17 protein-coding genes, 1 tRNA gene and 1 pseudogene are annotated in these 18,388 nt (G+C 61.5%); 9 read left to right on the top strand and 10 right to left on the bottom strand.

What is annotated here, in order from left to right; genetic code table 11:
* Positions 1-32 precede the first annotated feature (32 nt).
* Positions 33-1,100: a BMP family ABC transporter substrate-binding protein gene (locus FJ936_RS26585; protein WP_015317891.1), complete on the top strand. Its 1,068-nt coding sequence runs from the start codon at positions 33-35 to the stop codon at positions 1,098-1,100.
* A gap of 76 nt (positions 1,101-1,176) precedes the next feature.
* Here the strand turns inward: FJ936_RS26585 and rimO are convergent, their stop codons facing one another.
* The 5 genes from rimO to FJ936_RS26560 all read right to left on the bottom strand — a co-directional run bounded on the left by rimO (position 1,177) and on the right by FJ936_RS26560 (position 5,574).
* Positions 1,177-2,490 (bottom strand): 30S ribosomal protein S12 methylthiotransferase RimO, encoded by a 1,314-nt coding sequence (gene rimO / locus FJ936_RS26580; protein ID WP_015317892.1) that lies wholly within the window; start codon positions 2,488-2,490, stop codon positions 1,177-1,179.
* 158 nt (positions 2,491-2,648) lie between these two features.
* On the bottom strand, positions 2,649-3,335 hold the full coding sequence (locus FJ936_RS26575; protein WP_023773709.1) for a TerC family protein: 687 nt from the start codon (positions 3,333-3,335) through the stop codon (positions 2,649-2,651).
* A gap of 182 nt (positions 3,336-3,517) precedes the next feature.
* Positions 3,518-3,925, bottom strand: coding sequence for a DUF930 domain-containing protein (locus FJ936_RS26570; protein ID WP_041163455.1), 408 nt, complete (start codon positions 3,923-3,925; stop codon positions 3,518-3,520).
* A gap of 56 nt (positions 3,926-3,981) precedes the next feature.
* Entirely contained in the window at positions 3,982-4,680 is a 699-nt protein-coding gene (locus FJ936_RS26565) for a DUF2161 family putative PD-(D/E)XK-type phosphodiesterase (RefSeq protein ID WP_015317895.1), read from the bottom strand.
* Positions 4,681-4,734: 54 nt separating this feature from the next.
* Positions 4,735-5,574, bottom strand: coding sequence for a sterol desaturase family protein (locus FJ936_RS26560; protein ID WP_015317896.1), 840 nt, complete (start codon positions 5,572-5,574; stop codon positions 4,735-4,737).
* 381 nt (positions 5,575-5,955) lie between these two features.
* Between FJ936_RS26560 and FJ936_RS26555 the strand changes: the two genes are divergently transcribed.
* The gene (locus FJ936_RS26555) at positions 5,956-6,189 is read left to right on the top strand and encodes a hypothetical protein (RefSeq protein ID WP_141907147.1); all 234 of its coding nucleotides are present in this window, start codon (positions 5,956-5,958) and stop codon (positions 6,187-6,189) included.
* Between the two features lie 2,258 nt (positions 6,190-8,447).
* On the opposite strand, the gene FJ936_RS26545 is transcribed toward FJ936_RS26555, so the two are convergent.
* A tRNA-Ser gene (locus tag FJ936_RS26545) sits at positions 8,448-8,537 on the bottom strand.
* Between the two features lie 265 nt (positions 8,538-8,802).
* Here FJ936_RS26545 and FJ936_RS26540 point away from each other — a divergent pair.
* The 7 genes from FJ936_RS26540 (at position 8,803) to FJ936_RS26510 (ending at position 16,394) form a co-directional block, all read left to right on the top strand.
* Positions 8,803-10,023, top strand: a complete 1,221-nt coding sequence (locus FJ936_RS26540; RefSeq protein ID WP_140792872.1) for a septal ring lytic transglycosylase RlpA family protein — start codon at positions 8,803-8,805, stop codon at positions 10,021-10,023.
* A 92-nt stretch (positions 10,024-10,115) separates the two neighbouring features.
* Positions 10,116-11,279, top strand: coding sequence for a D-alanyl-D-alanine carboxypeptidase family protein (locus FJ936_RS26535; RefSeq protein ID WP_015317899.1), 1,164 nt, complete (start codon positions 10,116-10,118; stop codon positions 11,277-11,279).
* An 80-nt stretch (positions 11,280-11,359) separates the two neighbouring features.
* The gene (tmk, locus tag FJ936_RS26530) at positions 11,360-12,034 is read left to right on the top strand and encodes a dTMP kinase (protein WP_140792874.1); all 675 of its coding nucleotides are present in this window, start codon (positions 11,360-11,362) and stop codon (positions 12,032-12,034) included.
* Positions 12,031-13,086 carry a DNA polymerase III subunit delta' gene (locus FJ936_RS26525; RefSeq protein ID WP_140792876.1) on the top strand — a complete coding sequence of 352 codons (1,056 nt, stop codon included), beginning with the start codon at positions 12,031-12,033 and terminating at the stop codon, positions 13,084-13,086. The genes tmk and FJ936_RS26525 overlap by 4 nt, the downstream gene beginning before the upstream one ends.
* Before the next feature lie 142 nt (positions 13,087-13,228).
* Complete coding sequence (gene metG, locus FJ936_RS26520) at positions 13,229-14,782, top strand: methionine--tRNA ligase (protein ID WP_015317902.1); 1,554 nt, start codon at positions 13,229-13,231, stop codon at positions 14,780-14,782.
* Entirely contained in the window at positions 14,782-15,576 is a 795-nt protein-coding gene (locus FJ936_RS26515; RefSeq protein ID WP_015317903.1) for a TatD family hydrolase, read from the top strand. The genes metG and FJ936_RS26515 overlap by 1 nt, the downstream gene beginning before the upstream one ends.
* Positions 15,573-16,394 (top strand): MBL fold metallo-hydrolase, encoded by an 822-nt coding sequence (locus FJ936_RS26510; protein WP_140792878.1) that lies wholly within the window; start codon positions 15,573-15,575, stop codon positions 16,392-16,394. The genes FJ936_RS26515 and FJ936_RS26510 overlap by 4 nt, the downstream gene beginning before the upstream one ends.
* Before the next feature lie 218 nt (positions 16,395-16,612).
* Here the strand turns inward: FJ936_RS26510 and FJ936_RS26505 are convergent, their stop codons facing one another.
* The 4 genes and pseudogenes from FJ936_RS26505 to FJ936_RS26490 all read right to left on the bottom strand — a co-directional run bounded on the left by FJ936_RS26505 (position 16,613) and on the right by FJ936_RS26490 (position 18,347).
* Positions 16,613-17,272 (bottom strand): DUF1629 domain-containing protein, encoded by a 660-nt coding sequence (locus tag FJ936_RS26505; RefSeq protein WP_140792880.1) that lies wholly within the window; start codon positions 17,270-17,272, stop codon positions 16,613-16,615.
* A gap of 151 nt (positions 17,273-17,423) precedes the next feature.
* Entirely contained in the window at positions 17,424-17,750 is a 327-nt protein-coding gene (locus FJ936_RS26500; protein ID WP_140717220.1) for a hypothetical protein, read from the bottom strand.
* A pseudogene (locus tag FJ936_RS26495) lies at positions 17,747-17,947 on the bottom strand (hypothetical protein); the annotation flags it as partial. The pseudogene FJ936_RS26495 and the gene FJ936_RS26500, both read right to left, overlap by 4 nt.
* Positions 17,948-18,023: 76 nt before the next feature.
* Positions 18,024-18,347 carry a hypothetical protein gene (locus FJ936_RS26490; protein ID WP_140720482.1) on the bottom strand — a complete coding sequence of 108 codons (324 nt, stop codon included), beginning with the start codon at positions 18,345-18,347 and terminating at the stop codon, positions 18,024-18,026.
* Positions 18,348-18,388: the final 41 nt, after the last annotated feature.

Genomic DNA, 18,388 nt, shown 5'->3' with positions numbered 1-18,388 from the left:
AGCTCCAAGGCTTAACTCAGAGAGGTAACACAATGAAAAAACTGCTTATTGCCCTGATGACGACGACAGCGGCTTTGTCGCTGGCCGTGTCCGCGGAGGCCGCCGACAAGTTGAAGGCCTGCTGGGTCTACACCGGCCCGATCGGCGATTTCGGCTATTCCTACCAGCACGACCAGGGCCGCCTCGAGGTCGAGAAGGCGCTCGGCGACAAGGTCGAGACTGCTTACCTGGAAAACGTCTCCGAAGGCCCCGATGCCGATCGCGCTTTCGAGCGCCTGGCGCGCGAAGGCTGCAAGATCATCTTCGGCACCTCGTTCGGCTTCATGGACGCCGAAGTGAAGGTCGCCAAGAAGTTTCCCAAGGTGATGTTCGAGCACGCCACCGGCTACAAGACCGGGGACAATCTCGGCATCTACAATGCCCGCTTCTATGAAGGCCGCTACGTGCTCGGCCAGATCGCCGCCAAGGAATCGAAGTCCGGCGTCGCCGGCTACATCGTCTCCTTCCCGATCCCGGAAGTGGTGATGGGGATCAACTCCTTCATGCTCGGCGCGCAGTCGATCAATCCGAACTTCAAGGCCAAGATCGTCTGGGTGAATTCGTGGTTCGATCCGGGCAAGGAAGCCGACGCCGCCAAGGCGCTGTTCGACCAGGGCGCCGACATCATCGTCCAGCACACCGACTCGACCGCGGCCCTGCAGGTGGCCGAGGAGCGCAAGCTGCACGGCTTCGGCCAGTCGTCCGACATGATCAAGTTCGCGCCCAACGCGCAGCTGACCTCGCTGACGGACGAATGGGGTCCGTATTATATCAGCCGCGTGCAGGCGGCCATCGACGGCACCTGGAAGCCGGACAATGTCTGGCTCGGCATCAAGGACGGCGCGGTCAAGCTCGCGCCCTACACCAACATGCCCGACGACGTGAAGGCGATGGCCGAAGCGACCGAAAAGAAGATCGCCGGAGGCTGGAACCCCTTCACCGGGCCGATCGCCAAGCAGGACGGCTCGGCATGGCTGAAGGACGGCGAGGTCGCCGACGACGGCACGCTGCTCGGCATGAATTTCTACGTCAAGGGCGTCGACGACAAGTTGCCGCAATAGGCAGCACGCCACGTCTCTATGGGAAGGGCGCCGCGAGGCGCCCTTTTTCATTTGGATGGTGAACTTGACGGAAGGCTCAGACAGCCGAGCCGTAGAGATCGTAAGCGTCCGCGCGCTCGATTTTGACGGTGACGATGTCGCCGGCGCGCATCGGGCGGCGCGACTGGATGTGGACCGAACCATCGATCTCGGGCGCATCATATTTGGTGCGACCCTTTGCCGAAGTGCCGTGCGCCTCGTCGATCAGCACCGGCAGACGCTTGCCGACCTTCCTGGCCAGCTGCGCTGCCGAGATCTTCTGCTGGCGCTGCATGAAACGATGCCAGCGCGCTTCCTTGATCTCCTGCGGCACCTGCTCAAGCCCGAGCTCGTTGGAGCGGGCGCCTCTGACCGGCTCGTATTTGAAGCAGCCGGCGCGATCGATTTTCGCTTCATCCAGCCAATCGAGCAGCATCTCGAAGTCGTCATCCGTTTCGCCGGGGAAGCCGACGATGAAGGTCGAGCGGATGGCGAGATCCGGGCACACGTCGCGCCAGCCGCGAATGCGCTCCAGCGTCTTTTCGCCATGGGCGGGCCGGCGCATGTTCTTCAGCACCTGTGGCGAGGCATGCTGGAAGGGGATGTCCAGGTAGGGAAGGATTTTTCCTTCGGCCATCAGCGGGATGACGTCGGCGACGTGCGGATAGGGGTAGACATAATGCATGCGCACCCAGATGCCGAGCTTGCCCAATTCCTCCGAGAGATCGAGGAATTTCGCCCGCACTTCGCGGTCGCCGAACATGGACGTCTGGTACTTGATGTCGATGCCGTAGGCGCTGGTATCCTGCGAGATGACGAGCAGTTCCTTGACGCCGGCCTTGGCCAGTTTCTCGGCTTCGCGCAGCACATCGGCGGCCGGCCGCGAGACGAGATCGCCGCGCAGTGCCGGAATGATGCAGAAGGTGCAACGGTTGTTGCAGCCTTCCGAAATCTTCAAATAGGCATAATGGCGCGGCGTCAGCTTGACGCCTTGCGGCGGCAGCAGGTCGATGTAGGGATCGTGTGCGGGAGGGGCGGCCTCATGGACCGCGGCCATCACGCTCTCATAGGCCTGCGGGCCGGTGATCGCCAGCACGTTGGGGTGCTTCTCGCGGATCACGTCCGGCTCGGCGCCCAGACAGCCGGTGACGATGACCCTGCCGTTTTCCGACAGTGCCGAGCCGATGGCGTTGAGCGACTCGTCGCGGGCGGAGTCGAGAAAGCCACAGGTGTTGACGACAACGAGATCGGCGCCGTCATGCTTGCGGGCGATCTCGTAGCCCTCGGCCCGCAGACGCGTGATGATGCGCTCGGAATCGACAAGGGCTTTGGGACATCCGAGACTGACGAAGCTGACGCGTGGGGCGGACATGGGCAATTTTCCAATGGACGCGAACCGGAAACACCGATCCGGCCCGCAGTCTCAACATATGATGGCTTGCATGGCTCCTGGCAGGAGCTCAATTTGGGCGGCGCAATAGCACGGCTTGCTCAATCAGGCAAACGGAGCCCTGCGGCCCGACATTTGCGTCAGTGCCCGCTTGACCCGAACCAGGGTGACAGGAAGGCGAAATGATCGGGGAATTGCTGCACGGCTCCGTCCAGCAGCATCTTGACCGCGACATAGAGGATGATGACCAGGCCGATATAGGCAATCCAGCGGTATTTGTGCAGCAAGCGCGCGACGAACGACGCCGCAAAGCCCATCAACGCGATCGACAGCGCCAGTCCGACAATCAGCACCGTCGGATGGTTCATAGCCGCTCCCGCGACGGCCAGAACATTGTCGAGCGACATCGAGACGTCGGCAATGACGATCTGCCAAGCGGCCTGCGAGAAGGTTTTGCTCGGCCCCTTGCCGCCAATGACGCCGTCCTTGTCGAAGTCGCCGTTCGACAGCGCTTCGGTGGCGTCGCGCTCGTCGTCGTGGCTGACACGCAATTCGCGCCACATCTTCCAGCAAACCCACAGCAAAAGCAGGCCGCCGCCGATAAGCAGCATGGGACCAATGGTCAGCAGCCATTGCGTGATCAGGGCGAAGAAAATGCGAAGAACGGTGGCCGCCGCGATGCCGACAAGAATGGCTCGCTGGCGCTGGCTGGCCGGCAGGCCGGCAGCGGCAAGGCCGATAACGATGGCATTGTCGCCCGCGAGCGCAAGGTCGATGGCGATGACCTGAAGGAGAGCCGAAAAGCCCGCGGCGGTAAATATTTCCATCGACCTGGAAGCCCTTCGTCGAGTGTTCGTCGTCGATCGTCCGAACGGGCCTAAAGGCATGGTCCGCTGGCGTCAAGTGCGGCAACGGGCAACGCTGGAAAACCATTTTCGTGGCGGTGGAATTGCGGGAGGTTCTCGACAGCCGCCGGCACAAGCCGGAGGCGGCGCAAGCCCGCGAGAACCTAATCGTAGAGATTGTATTTCGCCCAGTCGGCTTCCGGAATCTCGTCCCCGATCCGATAGCGGAGCTGGAGAACTTCCATATGGTCCGGTCCCGTCTGGCATTTGAATTTCAGCCGGTACCATTGCCCCTTGCTGCGGAACGCCGCACCGGGACTCCGGATTGCGTCGGCGCTCATCTCCGGCGTCGCGAAGGCGTAAGCGACGACGCGGTCGGCCTTGAACTTGCGATCATCGTGGGTGATCCGGTCCAGGATTTCGGCATCGCAACGCTGTTCGAGGCGGGTTTGCGGATCAAGTTTCATCAGCCCGGCGCGCAAAGCGTTGTCCATCGCACTGGCCGGAAAGGCCAGCGTCAGGGACGCAATGGCCATCATGCAGAGTGTCTTCATGGGCGGGACAAGCAACATGTTTTGTCTGAAAAATCAACCAATAGCGGCGGTTCATGCTCGGCAAACCCTGGCATTCAGAGGTCCGGCGCAATCAAAATCTCGTGTCGGGCTTCATCGTGCGCGACCTGCGGCCAACGAACCAGCGAAGCTCGTCCGGCATCCGTGAGATCATAGAGACCACGCTCGACCCTTGCGAACCAGCCATAGACATTGTGCTGAAGAATCTTCGGCGCGATCGACGTCAAGGCTTTCAGATCGCGCGGCCGTTTGGGGCCGTCCGCAAGCGCGGCGGCGCAGGCGAGGGCGCTCTGCCGGTAGGCGGTCATGATCGGAGTGCGCGATCCGCCGCCAGCGACAGGATCGCCGCGGCGGCGCTGATGCTCATCGACAAGGCGAGAACGCCGTCGCGCATTTTTGCGCGGTGCCTGGGCGACCGGACTGAGAAGCACTTCGACCCTGTCATTGGCGGTCACCGCGAGCAGGCCGAAGCCAAGCCGACGGCAGAGATTGCGGAACCTGGCATCGCTTTCGCGCCCCTTGCCCCGCGCCGACATGCGCGCTGCCAGCCAAACTTCATCGCAAGCAGCCGCACGGTCGACGCCCTGCAGAACCAGTTCGAGATTGAACTGCAGCTTCAGCTCGCAGATGACGACGATCGGCGGCTCTCCCTCGCGCAGCGCGACGATGTCGCAACCGCCGATTTCCCCTTTCACGACGAAGTCGAGGTTTTCGAGGAAGCGCTTCACCGGCGCGTAGAGTGAGGTCTCGTTCATGCCTCGAGGCTTAGCCGATTCGCCATGAAAGGCCTCGGCACCGTGGCCCCGAACTCATCTGTCGACATGCTCGATGCCCGGCGTGTCCGGCAACCAGCCTGCTTCGACGCTCGGCGCTGCCCGTTTCGACGGCTTCCTGTGAGGTAAGAACGGATAGCCGAGCTGGCCGAAATAGCTGGAGGGGATGGGATCATCGACGCCGTATTTCTCGGGCAGCTTGTTGCCGGTGGCATTGTAGGTGCCGAATATCACGTCGAGGAACGGCAATTGGCCGGCGAAGTTCTTGTCGTAGGCTGTGCGCTGGTTGGCATGGTGCCAGCGATGGAACTGCGGGCTGGCGATCAACCACTTGAAGGGGCCGAACGCAATCCGCAGGTTTGAATGAACAAGCATCGTGTGGCCGAAGTAGATAAGCGAAAAGACGGCGAGTGAGGCGTCGGAGAAGCCAAGGAGGTAGATCGGCGTCAACGATATTGCCTTTGTGACGATCGCGTCGACCGGGTGGGAATGGAAAGCGCCGAGCCAGTCCAGCTCCTCAATGCCATGGTGTATCGCATGGAATTTCCAGAGAGCGGGGATTTTATGGAAGGCCCGATGCGCCCAATAGACGCCGATATCGGTGATCAGGATCATTTCCGCAACCTGCAGCCAGATGGGCTGGCCGCTGACGGCCCGCGTTACCGATTGCGGGACAAGGATCGCGGCGGCTTCGAGGGTGCCGAGCGCCATCATGGCCATGGCTGCCTTTATGACGAAGGTGTTGAACAGCACATAAATCAGATCGACATCCAAGCCTTTGCGGAGGACCTTCTGCGGCTGTTCGGCAAACAGATGTTCGAACGGAATGAAGATCAGCGCACAGATCAAAAGCGCCTTGATGCCAAAGATGTCCATCCGCCCCTATCGCCCAGGCTGTCGCCGGCCGCCGCCAGCGCTTCAACTCCTCAGCAGAACACATCTCTCTTTCCAAAGGCTGAAGGGAGCTCCGATAATGCTCATGGCCGGCACGTTATCGCCACCGATGTCGCTAGACCGCGAGATGCGTATCGATCGTCCTTGCGAAGGGCGTACGCAGCCATCTGTCCTTGTGTCACATCGGCGTCGCAACCGCGCGATATCTGGACAATGCGCGCTTGTCGAACGCAGCGCAACGCGCGTCCTTCCAGGAATAACCCCTCCGGTCCCTGCCGGCGGGGTTTCTCATTTTCAGAACCATATTGTCGGTCGCGAGTTGTCCTTGCTATTGTGGCATTGCGGTCAGCAGGGACGCCCATCATGGATGCAAGCGAAATGAGTGCGATCGGCGATACCCTCATCAGAATCGTCACGCCCGACATGTCTCCCAAGCAGCTCGTCAAGGCTGCCCGGAAAGCGCACCCCAAGGCCTCCAAGAAGGATATCGCCAGAGCAGCCTTCTTTTCGATCATCGCGAACGCCGACCGGGACATCGGCAAGGCCAGGAACCTGCAGGCGTTTGCCATCGCGGAGCGCACACAGCAGTCCGACTGAGCAAGGTGGCGACCTTCGCCTTTGTGCAACATGCGGGCGGCCCGGCGAGGAGGGGTGGGACGCCGCCGGGCCTGACCAGCGGTGTTGGGTTGGGATGATTACCCGCCAGCTTGACCGTTAATACGCCAGCTTCCAGAAACGGCATCATTCAAACGGCGGGAGACGGTCGGGTTGCACCAAGCGTCGGGGCCACCAGACGAACGCGCAGCGAAAAGCGACCGAGCCAAGAAATCTGGCTGACATGTCTCCGGCTAAAAGCCAAATAGCAAACGCCGATCGTTTGCCGGGGCGGAGCGGTTGCGGCGGCTGTTGGGCTAACACGCTATCTCACGGTCCCGTCATCAGGGAACCAATCCGCTGCCGATCTGTTGTTTTGGCAGCGTGGAGATGTCCCCTCAACTCCTAGCCGAATGGCCCGCTGCGCTCCTCCCGGAGGCGGCGGGCTTTGCTTTGTTGGAACCCGAGCCCCCCGACTTTGTTTTGGTAGAGAACAGGAGGCGCATGTGGAGCCGAAGTCATCACGCGAACTGCCAGGTCCAGAACCCCGCAAGGACCGAGGAAGGGACACCCGAAAAGCGGTTGCCAAAACACCTGACAAGACCAATGACTGGGACCGTGATGCCGTGCATGGAGATGGCGACACGATCGACATTCAGCCTGAGCCGGGCGTGGAGTCGAAATAGCCGTCTACGGTTGGGTCGCCCCCGCAACCAACTTCGCCGCCCATCGTTGACCTATGCTGGTTGATCCCAGCACTCCAGAACTTGCCCGCCGGTTCCCAGCTGGCGGGCCTTTTGCTGGGTGGGTTGGAAAATATGTGCCGGTCATGAAGGTTCGGGACTGGTCCGCTTGCCCTGTTGTCGGTTCCCCATTGAATCGCAGTTGGCCGTGACATCATCACAATGACGGACGACTTACCCCGCCACATGTGAAAGCTTCACAGGGCGTATGAGGGGAATGGCCGGTGAAGGATCAAATTGTCGGATCACTTCGGTACCATCCGAAGCCTAAATGCATCGCGTGGCTCCCAGCGTCAGCAACGCTGGAAACCGAGCGAACCGAGCGAGACGCCAAGACCGCTGGCCTCAGGCGACTGAGGGCTTACTCGGAATGGCTCGTTCGCGACGATCTAGCCTCGATGCGCGATCAGGTAGACTGCTCGGCTCTTCTGTAGAGTGTCAGCCGGCTGTGGCACGGCCCACGCCTTGCGAGAGGGAGCTAGAGCAGGACTCGCTGCTATAGCGCTTCCCATTGCGGTTTGCCGTTTGCGGGCTGTCAGGGCGCTGGTGATGTCATCGAAGGCGGCGCATTCCATGCTCAGAGCATAAATCGAAACGGATTCGCTATCAGTCTCCTGTTTGTCACGCTGAGCGGACTGGCTCCGCCCGGCGGGCTTTTTTGGCTCCTATGACGTCCTGGGGTTTTTTGAACCGTGAGCGCTAGGTGGAATGGTGCGGAACGGTGGATGTCGTTCGTTCTAGTTGCAACAACTGCAGTAACGGTTGATTCAACCATTGCTGGTATTTATTCCATTGTATGGTGGCGGCTCCGACAGTGCGGCGGGGGCTGGGTTGCCGGAGCCGCCTGCGCAGTCCGGTTGGGATTTGACCGCGCTGTCTCAGAATAGGACAGCGCGGTCAATGATTCGTTAATCGTGACAGTTTCGCCGGTCGGGCGTCAGCAGTAATCTGTAGCTTTTCGACGATGGCAATGATCGCCTTGGACGCAATGGAACAATTCCGTGTGTCGGAGGCGGCCCGCCGGCTTGCGTTTCTCCAGTTTTATTGCGCTCTCGCCTCAACCCTCTCAAGGCACTGAACGGGAATATTAGGCCATGTCGCCTTGGCGCATTCCGATGGCGTAACGGCCACCACGGGCTCGCCTTGCACACTGGCCGCTTGGGTAGGCGTGGATGCAAGGAGGAATGTTTGCGTCAGGAGGGCTGACAAGGCTGCAACTTGAACAAGCACGGCGGCAAAGGCGATTTTCTTGAGCATGCCGAGAGAACGCGGTGGATAGCTACCGGTTCCCTGTGCCACCATGCCCAAAATCATCGTGAATGGTAACTACGAGACGCTTTACGGCCCTTGCAGTCACCCCTTATCGGCTCTCAAATCGGCTCTCAAATCGGTCGCCCCAAATGCCCGTCTCGAACTCGACCATGGCACCCGCGGATGATTTGGTGAAGATGTTGCGGCACCACCGCAGCCAAGCGGGCAGGGATAGCGGTGGGGTCCCTATCTGATTCATAGAGGTTGTGGCGGAGGGAGTGGGATTCGAACCCACGGTGAACTTGCGCCCACGCCGGTTTTCAAGACCGGTGCCTTAAACCGCTCGGCCATCCCTCCAGCGACTGCCGGCCACTGCTCTAGTGTGCCCGGCAAAGGCCTGTCAACCGGCTTGCATGAGCAGCTCGCTCGCCTGAGCCTAGGGCAAGGACAGGCGGCGTCACAATCTTGCCCGGTTCCGGCCACAATCGGTTAATACCGTGATAAACAATTCCTGCGCAAAAAGGATCGGGGTTCGAGGCGTCGTTGGCATTGTCGAGTGAGTGCTTTGGCTCCTCTGATGGTCGGATGCGACGTCTTCATGAGATTTAGGGGGCAATCAAGAATGCAGGCTGTGACGCACCCGCGTCTTCGTCGCGTTGCCACGGTTGCGTTGCTTGCAGCGTCGGCTGCATTGCTCGCCGCTTGCGCGGCGCAGCCCGAGCCGAAAGGGATGGTCTACAAGAAGACCCGCTCCAAGGAATATTTCGCCGAGACCGAATATGGGGTGAAGGCCAGTCCGCGCGCTGCCTTCATGCGACGCGGCGGCGGTCGCGACCAGCTTGGCAAGCCCTATCAGGTGCGCGGCAAGTGGTATTATCCCAAGGAAGACAAGAAGTACGCCAAGGTGGGTCTGGCATCATGGTATGGCGACGCCTTCCATGGCCGGCTGACCGCCAATGGCGAAGTCTACGACATGGCGCATCTGACGGCGGCGCATCCGACCATGCCGCTGCCCAGCTATGCCCGCGTCACCAACCTCGAAACCGGCAGTTCGGTCATCGTGCGCGTCAATGACCGCGGCCCCTACCATGAGGGCCGCATCATCGACGTCTCGGAGCGAGCCGCGCAGATGCTGGACTACGACAAGGTCGGTACCGCGAAGGTGAAGGTCGAATATGTCGGCCGCGCGCCGCTCGACGGCAATGACGACCAGTACCTGATGGCCTCTTACCATCCAGGCAACCGCATACCGGACCCATCGGACGGCCTGCCGACCGGCGTCATGGTGGCCATGAACGGGCCTTCGCCGAGCCTTCCGGTCAGCGCGGCCGCCGTGCCGTTTCCAGGTCAGCTGACCGATGCCGCGGCACCGATGCAGGGACGGATGGCCGCGCAACCGGCCTTCGGCGATCCGGCGCTGCCCGATTTTGGACCGATCGTGCCGGAACGGCCGCAGATCAGCCTGCCGCCGCAATCGCCGTTCGCCATGGCGTCGCTGTCCTATGCGGATGAACGCGTCCATCGCGCGGATGTCTTTGCCGCTCTGGACGACAGCGGCATGTCGCCCGCAGACATCCTGCGGTCGTGGAAAAACACCGGCCGCCAAGCGGCGCCATCCAGTGCCGACTATGTCGCCGCCGGCACGTTCGACGACGCCACCGAAGCCACACGTGTGGCCTCGGCACTAAAGCCCTTCGGCAGAATAGAAATCCAGCGCTCCGATCTCGACGGCAATGACTGGTATGCGGTCAACCTCTATCCGGACGGCCATGGCGGTCTGGACGAGTTGCTGAAGGCGGCGTGGTCTCATGGCGCGCCCGACGCGCTGGTCGTGCGCGACTGATCCAGCGTCGGTTGCGCCCGGCAGTTGATCCCTCACCGAAAAAGCCCGATAGTTTCGGGACGCCGGAGGGGCCGGCCAACGGGTCGATTTTCATGCAGTTTCGCTTGCTACAGCCTTTCGCCGTTTTTTTTCTCCTCAGCCTCCTGCTTACGCTTTCGCCGGCCCAAGCGCAGCTTTTCGAGACCAAGGCCGCGCAAGCCTTCATGATCGATGCCGATACCGGCACGGTGCTGTTTTCGAAAGATGCCGATAAACCCATTCCGCCGGCTTCGATGGCCAAGCTGATGACGATGGAAGTGGTTTTCAACGCCCTCAAATCCGGGCGCCTCAAACTCGACGATACGTTCGTGGTCAGCGAAAACGCCTGGCGCAAAGGTGGCGCGCCGTCGGGAACCTCGACGATGTTCGCCAAGCTCAAATCGGCGATCCGGCTCGAGGACCTGATCCAGGGGGTGACCGTGCAGGCCGCCAATGACGGCTGTATCGTCATCGCCGAAGGCATGGCCGGATCCGAGGACAATTTTGCCGGAGAGATGACCGAACGTGCGCGCCAGATCGGCCTCAAGACGTCGACTTTCGTGAACTCCACTGGCCTGCCGGCCGACGGCCAGCAGACAAACGTGCGCGAATTGGCGCAGCTCGCCCTGCATCTATGGCGCGAATACCCCGATTTCTACCGGTATTACGGGTTGAAGGATTTCACCTGGAACAAGATCTCGCAGAGGAACCGCAACCCGTTGCTGGCGATGGACATCGGCGCCGACGGCCTGGCTGTCGGCGCAAGCGAGACATCCGGTTTCGGCATCGTGGCTTCGGCCAGCCACAACGGCACGCGGGTGATCGCGGCGATGAGCGGGCTGGCAAATGACAAGGAGCGCGCAGAAGAGGCACGCAAACTGCTCGATTGGGGCGTTCGCTCGTTCGAGAAGACCGAAATCTTCGCCAAGGACGAGGTGGTCGGAGAGGCCCAGGTTTTTGGCGGCATGAAATCCGGCGTGACGCTCAAGGCAAAAGGTCCGATCGACATCTTCCTGCCGATCACCAACCGCGACAAGCTGACGGCCAGGATCATCTACACCGGCCCGGTCGCGGCACCGGTGGAGGAGGGGCAGCCGGTGGGCGCACTGCGCGTCTGGATCGGCGACACGCTGAGCCAGGAGACACCGTTGTTCGCCGCCGAGTCGATCAGCGTCGGCACGTTGCCGCAACGCGCTCTCGATGCCGTCAAGGAACTGGCGATCGGCTGGCTTCGATAGCGCCGACGGCATGGACGTTTTCCCGAACGCGGACTATCTACAGCCCAACAATCCACTCGAACACGAACAAAGGCCCTCGGTTGGCGCGCGGTTTTTTCATCACCTTCGAAGGCGGCGAAGGCGCAGGCAAGTCGACACAGATCGAGCGGCTGGCCACCAAGATGCGCGCCAAGAAGTATGATGTCGTACGGACACGCGAGCCGGGCGGCTCGCCGGGCGCCGAAGCGGTCAGGCATGTGCTGCTTTCGGGTGCCGCCGAACCGTTCGGGCCCAAGATGGAAGCGCTGCTCTTCGCAGCCGCGCGTTCCGACCACGTCGAGCAGGTCATCCGTCCGGCGGTCGAACGCGGCTCCATCGTGCTTTGTGACCGCTTCCTGGATTCCTCGCGTGTCTATCAGGGCGTTACGGGTGGGATCGACCCGGCATTCATGGCCATGCTGGAACAGGTCGCCATCAACGGCATGATGCCCGACATGACGCTGATCTTCGATATCGACCCGGCCGAGGGTTTGAAGCGCGCGGCATTGCGGCGTGGCAGCGATGCCACAGCCGACCGCTTCGAAAAAGAGACGCTGGCCATCCACCAGGCCCGCCGCGAAGCGTTCCTGGCGATCGCCGCGGCAGAGCCGGAACGCTGCATCATCGTCGATGCGTCCGCCGATCCGGACACGGTGGAGGATGTCGTCACGGCGACCGTGTTCGCGGCACTGGAGGCAAGGGCGTCCGAGCGCAACAGGCAGGTCGCACCCGTATGATCTTCGAACGCATCGCGCCGGAACAGCATGATACGCTGGACGGCGTGCCGGAACCCTCCGAAACACCGCGTCTGGTCGGACACGGGCAGGCCGTCACCATGCTTGCCGCCGCCTATCGTGCGGGAAAGCTGCCGCATGCGCTTATCTTCGCCGGTCCGGTCGGGATCGGCAAGGCGACGCTCGCCTTCCATCTCGCCCACCACCTTTTGAAGCATCCGGCCTTCGACCAGGCGCCTGGCAACCTAGCGGTTCCCGATCCGGCCTCGCCGCTGTTTCGCCAGATCGCAACCGGCGCGCATCCCGGCGTACTGCATCTGACCCGCCCGTTGAACGACAAGACCAAGAGTTTCAAGACCGTCGTCACCGTCGACGAAATCCGCAAGGTCAGCCGCTTTCTGTCGCTGACTTCGCATGACGGCAGCTACCGGGTGGTGATCGTCGATCCGGCCGACGACATGAATGCCAATGCGGCCAATGCCTTGCTGAAGAATCTCGAGGAACCACCGGCACGGACCCTGTTCATTCTCATCGTCCATGCACCCGGCAGTCTGCTGCCGACGATCCGCTCGCGCTGCCAGGTGGTGCGGCTGACACCGCTCGACGCCAACGAACTGATGGCGGTGCTGGAGACAGCGGAGCCGCCGCCGCCGGACGATCCGGCCGCGAGGGCTGCATTGGTCGAGCGGGCAGGGGGCAGCGCCCGCAACGCGATCCTGTTGACGCAGTATGGCGGGCTGGAGATCGCGCGGACGCTGGATGGACTGGTGGCGACGGGAAAGAGCGATATTGGCGGCGCCTATCGCCTGGCCGAGGCGGTCGCGGGCAAGGACCAGGCGATACAGTTCGACATCTTCAATCGCCGGGCGCTGGACCTTCTGTCGGATGCGGCAAGCCAGGCGGCGCGGGCTGGCGATCTCAAGCGGGCCAAAACGCTGTCGGACAGTTGGCATGAGGCGCTGGACGCTATATCTGAGACGGACACCTACAATCTCGATAAAAAGCAGCACGCCCTGACCATGATCGACCGCCTGAATTCTGCAATGCGAATGTGACGGGCTTTTTTTGGTGCATGCCGTTGCCCCTTAAACCGGGGCCACTTTTGGGCGGCATGCACTGGTCTCGGGATGGCAATCGCCATTCCGATGCGATATCCACCGCCACGGCCTCCATTCAGACATTCATGACGGTTCATTCATGTCACGCGACACATTCTACATCACGACCGCGATTTCCTATCCGAACGGCAAGCCGCATATCGGCCATGCCTACGAGCTGATCGCCACCGATGCTCTTGCCCGCTTCCAGCGGCTCGACGGCAAGCAGGTCTTCTTCCTTACCGGCACCGACGAGCACGGCATCAAGATGCTGCAGACAGCCAAGCGCGAAGGCATTTCTGCGCGCGAACTGGCCGACCGCAATTCAGCCGAGTTCAAGCGCATGGCGACCGCGCTCAACGCCTCCAACGACGATTTCATCCGCACCACGGAGGAGCGCCATTACGCTGCTTCGCAGGCGATCTGGAAGGCGATGGCCGCCAATGGCGACGTCTATAAGGGCGGCTATGCCGGCTGGTACTCGGTGCGCGACGAAGCCTATTACGGCGAGGAGGAGACCGAGGTCCGTCCCGACAATGTCCGCTACGGGCCGCAGGGAACGCCGGTCGAATGGGTCGAGGAAGAGAGCTACTTCTTCCGCCTGTCGGCCTATCAGGACAAGCTCGTCGCGCTTTATGAAGGCCAGCCCGACTTCATAGGTCCGGCCGAGCGCCGCAACGAGGTGATGAGCTTCGTCAAGTCGGGACTGAAGGACCTGTCGATCTCGCGCACCACATTTGACTGGGGCGTGCCGGTACCCGGCGACGAAAAGCATGTCATGTATGTGTGGGTCGACGCGCTGACCAACTACATCACCGGCGTCGGCTATCCCGATGAAAAAGATGAGAAATGGAAGTTCTGGCCAGCCGATGCGCACATCATCGGCAAGGACATCGTGCGCTTCCACGCGGTTTATTGGCCGGCCTTCCTGATGTCGGCCGGCATCCCGCTGCCGAAGCGCGTCTTCGGCCACGGCTTTCTGTTCAACCGCGGCGAGAAGATGTCGAAATCGGTCGGCAACGTCATCGACCCGTTCACCATGATCGAGCATTACGGCCTCGACCAGGTACGCTACTTCTTCCTGCGCGAAGTGCCGTTCGGCCAGGACGGCAGCTACAGCCATGAAGCGATCGTCAACCGCACCAACGCCGATCTGGCCAACGGTCTCGGCAATCTGGCGCAGCGCTCGCTGTCGATGATCGCCAAGAATTGCGGCGGCGTGGTACCGAAGCGCGGCGACCTGGCGGAAGCCGACAAGGTGATCCTGGATCAAGCGATCGACGCTCTCGCCACCGCGCGCAAGGCAATGGCCGAACAGGGCATCCATCTGGCACTGGCGGCGATCTTCGGCGTGGTTGCGGAAGCCGACCGGTATTTCGCCGGACAGGAACCCTGGGCGCTCAAGAAAACCAATCCCGAGCGCATGGAAACGGTGCTGTGGACTACGGCCGAAGTGGTCCGGCGCGTGGCGGTTCTATGCCAGCCCTTCATTCCGGGCTCGGCCGGCAAGCTGCTCGACCTGCTGGCGGTGCCGGCGGATTATCGCGAGTTCGTGCATGTCCACGCCGACCACGCGCTTGTTTCCGGGACGGCGCTGCCTGCGCCGGAGGGCGTGTTTCCGCGCTATGTCGAACAGACGGACGCGAACGCCTGATGCTCGTCGACAGCCATTGTCATCTGGACTTTCCGGACTTCGCCGAGGAGCGGGCGGCCATTGTCGCCCGCGCCAAGGCGGCCGGAATCGGCCGCATGGTGACGATCTCCACGCGCGTGAAGCGGTTTCAGCAAGTTCTTGAGATCGCGGAGACTTTCGACGAAGTCTATTGCTCGGTCGGCACTCACCCGCACAATGCCGCCGAGGAGCTCGACGTCACCACCGCCGACCTTGTCCGCCTGTCCACTCACCCAAAGGTGGTGGCGATCGGCGAAGCAGGTCTCGATTATTTCTACGACAAGGCACCGCGCGATGCGCAGGCGCAGGGTTTTCGCGCTCATATCGCCGCCGCCCGCGAGACCGGGCTGCCTCTCGTCATCCATTCACGCGATGCCGACGACGACATGGCCGCCATTCTCGAGGACGAGACAGGGAAGGGCGCCTTCCCGTTCATCCTGCATTGTTTTTCGTCGGGACGGCGGCTCGCCGAGGTCGGCGTGTCGTTTGGCGGCTATGTGTCGTTCTCGGGCATCCTGACCTTCAAGAACTCGATCGAATTGCGTGCCATCGCCGCCGATTTGCCGCGTGACCGGCTGCTGGTCGAGACCGACGCGCCATATCTGGCGCCGGTGCCGTTCCGCGGCAAGCGCAACGAGCCGGCTTACGTCGCGCAAACCGCCAAGGTGCTGGCCGAGACAATCGGCGTCAGCGAGGCTGAGATCGCGGCGGTGACGACCGATAATTTCTTTCGGCTGTTTGGAAAAATGCCTCGCCAGCAGGCGCTCGAGACATGAGCGACCGGCTGCGCCTGACAATTCTCGGCTGCGGGTCGTCGCCAGGCACGCCGCGCATCACCGGCGACTGGGGCAATTGCGATCCCGCCAATCCCAGGAACCGGCGCATGCGCACGGCGGCACTTGTCGAGCGCATTGCCGTCAATGGCGGCCGCACCACGGTCGTCATCGACACCGGCCCGGATTTCCGCGAGCAGATGCTGATGGCTTCAGTCCGGCGCATCGACGGGGTGATCTACACCCATCCGCATGCCGACCACATCCACGGCATCGATGACCTGCGCGGCTATGTGCTGGAACAACGGCACCGCATCGGCATCCATGCCGACGAGCCGACCATGCTGCGGCTGCGCGAGGCGTTCGGCTATTGCTTCCAGACGCCGGTAGGCAGTTCCTATCCGCCGATCGTCGACGCCCACATCATCGATCATACCCGGCCGGTCGTGATCGAAGGAGAGGGGGGCGCCCTCACCTTCGAGCCGCTGCCCCAGATCCATGGCGACATCATTTCGCTGGGTTTCCGCATCGGTGGGCTCGCCTACTGTCCCGATGTCAGCGACTTTCCCAAGACCACCGCAGAACGGCTGCGAGGTCTCGACATGCTCGTCATCGACGCTTTGCAATACAACACGCATCCAAGCCATCTTTCGCTTGGCCAGGCGCTGGCCTGGATCGAGGCGCTTTCGCCTGGGAGCGCCGTGCTGACGCACATGCACGTGCCGCTCGATTACACCGCCGTGATGGCCGAGACGCCCGACAATGTCGAACCAGCCTATGATGGCATGGTGATCGAAATCCCATACGAGTCAAACCGGTAGAGGCTGCTGCTCAGTTGGCGTTTCAAGTCGTCGTTTGAACGCTCGACCATGGGTTCGAGGTCGTGAAGTGCCGGTGGCGCCCATTCATGATGTTTGCCGACAGCGGTCGGAACCGCAGCAATTCCCCGGCCGCGCTACGTGCGTAGGTTCCATAATCTATCTTATGCGACTTTTATCACAACGTGAAAAGCATCTCGAATCCATCTCACAGCCCTGCTTCACAGCCCGGGCTTCCGAATCAGACCGGACCAAAAGCGTCTCAAACTCGCGAATGAAACTAGCGCACGCCGCTCCATGCCGCGGTATTCGATCCTGTCGCGACCGACCGCTTCGTCATTCCAGACCAATTCAAAGGCGATGCCTTTGAATCCGAGCTCGCCGATCTGACGCACGATGGTCTCTTGCAGATAGATATCGGATAGTCGCACGCCATCGGGCCGCTCCGGCAACTTGAATATCTCGGCCCCGCCGATGGCCTCCGGCCGAAGGACGAGATTTTCGATCATCATGATACCGCCATCGTCAAACCGGACGGTTCTTGAACGTTCTTCGTCCATCGCATCGACCACATTGGTGACGTTGAACAGCGATATGGGTTCGTCAGCACGAAGCGACAGGAAGTCACCATACGGTTCTAGAATCGGCCTTAGCAACTTCAACGCCGTGCTCCTCAGAATGAGCACGTGCTCGCCGAGCCAAGGAAAATCCGAATATAGCCGGGGTGTTCCGTCTTCTTGCTCGCGCAGGAATTTCATCCGCGGCGGACGCCATCGCTTCTGGCCCAGGTCGCCGAGGCTCGCGAATAGCTGGTAGTCCTCGGCTTGTTGGGGAAGAACCCATTCCTGTCCCTCCACTACACGCGGACTATAGATTTTCACCCGACCTCCTGACCCGGCGCCGCCGACACCGGCACGTCGCTCGAGACATCGCGTCCGGTTTGGCGGACGCCCGTACCGAGCATATCATGCCAGATGACGCGGCGGCGGCGCGCGACGCTTTCCATGTGTTCCTACATCGCGACCGGTCGCATCAGGGCAGCCTCCGGTGGTCGAGCAGGATGCGGTGGATCTGGATTCGCTCCGGTAATTCGATCAGGAACTCCGGGTCGCGGTCGAGATGGTGGACCTTGGTTGGCTCACCCTTGGTGAAAGCCGTCATCGATTCGTGGTCGGGCCAGTACGAGATGGTGGTGAACCAGCTTTCCCCTTCGCGATCCTCGCGAAACAGCTGGACGCCCAGGGCGGTCTTCTCAAGCGGCGGAATACCTTCGGCTCTCAAATAGACTTCGTAAGCGTCGCCTACGTCAGCCCGGGTACGGCCGCGCCAGATGCGTGCGATGGTCGGCGTTGTCGTCATCGATCTTTCTCCTTTTGCACCTCTTCAAATCCTTGTGCTGAGCCATGGACGCGCGTCAGGAAGTCCCGCACCAGCGGAAGCGCGCTATCGAAATGGGTTTCCAGAAGCCAGTGGCCGGCGCCTTTCACTGCGGCCGGCATGTAGCCATCTTCCGGTCCCCAGGCGATGAGAGTCGGCGGCTGTCTTTCGCGCAAATAGGCATAGCTGCCAGCGCAGCGCTACCTGCTGGCTGATTCCGTTGCGCGTGGCGGCAGCGAGGCGTCGTAGGCGTTCCTAAAAATAGTCGAGCACCCCGCTGAAAGCAGTTGCTATTGCAATGACGTGGACGAGGCCAAGCGCCAACCAACCGGCGCGGCCGGCTTGAGCAACAAATGCCCCATAGGCAGGAAACTGTGCCACAGCCAACCCTAGGGAAAGGCTGGTAATCGTGTTGTCGGTCAAAAGAGTTGCCAACATGGGGATTGGATAGAGAATGCGGGCTAGCACATAGTCGCCATGCCCAGCTCCGGCCGAAAAGAGTGCCAGCAGGAACGCAACGGGAGTAGCGCATAGGCCGAAAAGGAGACCTGCCTGCCATGAGAACTTTGGCAATGTCATTCCCTTCCCCATCAACCACATCTATGCGGATGCGTTCAGCC

This window comes from Mesorhizobium sp. B2-4-13, from assembly GCF_006658535.1.
In the GTDB taxonomy this organism is placed as follows: domain Bacteria; phylum Pseudomonadota; class Alphaproteobacteria; order Rhizobiales; family Rhizobiaceae; genus Mesorhizobium; species Mesorhizobium australicum.
This window is presented reverse-complemented; position numbering and strand designations above follow the sequence as displayed.

What these genes read in the sequence shown, in the direction of transcription:
- metG (WP_015317902.1), top strand. Translation starts at nt 13,229, where the DNA reads ATGTCACGCGACACATTCTACATCACGACCGCGATTTCCTATCCGAAC.
- FJ936_RS26500 (WP_140717220.1), bottom strand. Translation starts at nt 17,750, where the DNA reads ATGACGACAACGCCGACCATCGCACGCATCTGGCGCGGCCGTACCCGG.
- FJ936_RS26515 (WP_015317903.1), top strand. Translation starts at nt 14,782, where the DNA reads ATGCTCGTCGACAGCCATTGTCATCTGGACTTTCCGGACTTCGCCGAG.
- FJ936_RS26570 (WP_041163455.1), bottom strand. Translation starts at nt 3,925, where the DNA reads ATGTTGCTTGTCCCGCCCATGAAGACACTCTGCATGATGGCCATTGCG.
- FJ936_RS26540 (WP_140792872.1), top strand. Translation starts at nt 8,803, where the DNA reads ATGCAGGCTGTGACGCACCCGCGTCTTCGTCGCGTTGCCACGGTTGCG.
- FJ936_RS26575 (WP_023773709.1), bottom strand. Translation starts at nt 3,335, where the DNA reads ATGGAAATATTTACCGCCGCGGGCTTTTCGGCTCTCCTTCAGGTCATC.
- rimO (WP_015317892.1), bottom strand. Translation starts at nt 2,490, where the DNA reads ATGTCCGCCCCACGCGTCAGCTTCGTCAGTCTCGGATGTCCCAAAGCC.
- FJ936_RS26535 (WP_015317899.1), top strand. Translation starts at nt 10,116, where the DNA reads ATGCAGTTTCGCTTGCTACAGCCTTTCGCCGTTTTTTTTCTCCTCAGC.
- FJ936_RS26490 (WP_140720482.1), bottom strand. Translation starts at nt 18,347, where the DNA reads ATGACATTGCCAAAGTTCTCATGGCAGGCAGGTCTCCTTTTCGGCCTA.
- FJ936_RS26525 (WP_140792876.1), top strand. Translation starts at nt 12,031, where the DNA reads ATGATCTTCGAACGCATCGCGCCGGAACAGCATGATACGCTGGACGGC.
- FJ936_RS26555 (WP_141907147.1), top strand. Translation starts at nt 5,956, where the DNA reads ATGGATGCAAGCGAAATGAGTGCGATCGGCGATACCCTCATCAGAATC.
- FJ936_RS26565 (WP_015317895.1), bottom strand. Translation starts at nt 4,680, where the DNA reads ATGAACGAGACCTCACTCTACGCGCCGGTGAAGCGCTTCCTCGAAAAC.
- FJ936_RS26510 (WP_140792878.1), top strand. Translation starts at nt 15,573, where the DNA reads ATGAGCGACCGGCTGCGCCTGACAATTCTCGGCTGCGGGTCGTCGCCA.
- FJ936_RS26585 (WP_015317891.1), top strand. Translation starts at nt 33, where the DNA reads ATGAAAAAACTGCTTATTGCCCTGATGACGACGACAGCGGCTTTGTCG.
- FJ936_RS26560 (WP_015317896.1), bottom strand. Translation starts at nt 5,574, where the DNA reads ATGGACATCTTTGGCATCAAGGCGCTTTTGATCTGTGCGCTGATCTTC.